At 61.4% G+C, this 1,973-nt stretch carries 2 protein-coding genes; both read left to right on the forward strand.

Annotation, left to right across the window (positions count from 1 at the left end):
- Positions 1 to 555: glutamate synthase (locus EOM25_14360; GenBank protein NCC26358.1), on the forward strand; the 555-nt coding region annotated here is incomplete at its 5' end.
- A gap of 72 nt (positions 556 to 627) precedes the next feature.
- A partial coding sequence (locus tag EOM25_14365) for a pyridine nucleotide-disulfide oxidoreductase (GenBank protein NCC26359.1) occupies positions 628 to 1,973 on the forward strand: 1,346 nt, incomplete at its 3' end.

Genomic DNA, 1,973 nt, shown 5'->3' on the forward strand with positions numbered 1-1,973 from the left:
ACACGCAACCCCTACGCCGGAGCCCTGGCCATTGACGGCGAGGACGGTGGGACCGGCGCGGCCTACAACGTTTCCATGAACCACACCGGCCATCCCATCGCCTCCAATGTCCGTGACGCCTACCTGACTCTCGTCAATCTCGGCATGCAGAACGAGATACCCCTTATCGCCGGGGGCGGCATCGGCAAGAACGGCAACTTGGCCGCCAATGCCGCGGCCCTGATCATGCTCGGGGCCAGCGCCGTCCAGGTCGGAAAATCCGTCATGCAGGCCGCTGCCGGATGCCTGGGATCGGAAACCGACCGCTGCAATGTCTGCAACATCGGCATCTGCCCCAAAGGCATCACCTCCCAGGATCCGCGAATCTACCGTCGACTGGACCCCGAAAAAGTGGCCGAGCGCCTCGTGGACATGTTTGTGGCCTTCGATGTCGAGCTTCGCAAGATCTTCGCTCCCCTTGGCCGGTCCACCTCCTTGCCCGTGGGCATGTCAGACGCCCTGGGAATCAATGATTACCACGCCGCCGAACGTTTGCGGATCAAATACGTGGTCTGAGGAAAGCGGTGAGGCATGACATCCAAACATTCCAAGCCCGGCTCGGTCCGGCGCAATGCAGAGAGTAGCGATATGCACAGGCTAGAAACCGTCGTCATCGAGGGCATGGAAAACGGGGTCCGGGTTGACTCTCGGGTCCTTGAGGAACGTATCCAGCAGGCCGTCCGGGACGGAGCCAGACGACTGGAAATCCGGGCAATGGGTCAACACGGCATTGGCGGACGCATCTGGATTTCGGAGAAGGACCCGGTCCATGTCACTGTTGTCGGGTCTCCGGGCCAACGCCTGGGGGCCATGGGTCGACCGGGCACGATCATTGAATCCGCAGCTCCGGCCTCAGACGATGTGGGCTGGCTGAACACTGGGGCCGAGATCGTCATCTTCGGCAATGCGTCCAACGGCATTGCCAACGCCATGGCCCAGGGCAGAATCATGGTCGGGGGTAGCATCGGCGCCCGGGGCATGACCATGACCAAGCACAACCCCCGCTTCGAGGCTCCTGAACTTTGGGTTTTGGGATCCGTGGGAGACTATTTTGCCGAATTCATGGCCGGAGGCGTGGCCGTTGTCTGCGGATTCAATTCCCAGAATCCGGGCAATGTCCTTGGATTTCGCCCCTGCGTGGGCATGGTCGGAGGCAAGATATTCTTTCGAGGCCCACACGAAGGATTCAGTCGGGCCGACGCCCTGATCGAACCGGTCAAAGACAATGACTGGTCCTGGCTTTCCGACGGCCTACACCGATTTCTCGAACGCATTTCCCGCCTTGAACTCGTCGCCGACCTGACCGACAGAAACCAGTGGCAGCTCATCAGGGCCAGATCACCACATGAGCGGTTGATCAAGAAGCGCCGATCCATGAAGGAATTCCGGACATCCGTCTGGGACGGCGAACTCGGACGTGGAGGGCTGATCGGAGACTTGTCATCCTCTGATCACAGTCCAATCCCCCTTGTGGTCACGGGAGAACTTCGACGTCTCGTGCCAGTCTGGGAAAACGAGAAATACCTCCCCCCCTGCCAGGGCAACTGCCCCTCGGGCATTCCCGTCCAGAAACGGTGGCAGCTCATCCGCCAAGGCAAGGAGCAGGAGGCCGTGGACATGGCCCTCATGTTCACCCCCTTCCCGGCCACCATCTGCGGATACCTCTGCCCACACTTGTGCATGGACGCCTGCACCCGCAATGCCTTTGGCATGCAGCCCATCGACGTCACCGTGCTGGGCAAGAAAGGCCTCAAAGCCACCGTGCCTCAACTCCCGGCCCTGTCCGACAAGACTGTTGCCGTCATCGGGGGCGGACCGGCCGGCATATCTGCGGCCTGGCACCTTCGCCTGGCCGGCCATCATCCGGTCGTCTACGACATGGCCGAACGCCTGGGCGGCAAGATCACTTCGGCCATCCCCGACAGTCGAATCCC

It is taken from the genome of Deltaproteobacteria bacterium, assembly GCA_009929795.1.
In the GTDB taxonomy this organism is placed as follows: Bacteria; Desulfobacterota; Desulfovibrionia; order Desulfovibrionales; family Desulfomicrobiaceae; genus RZZR01.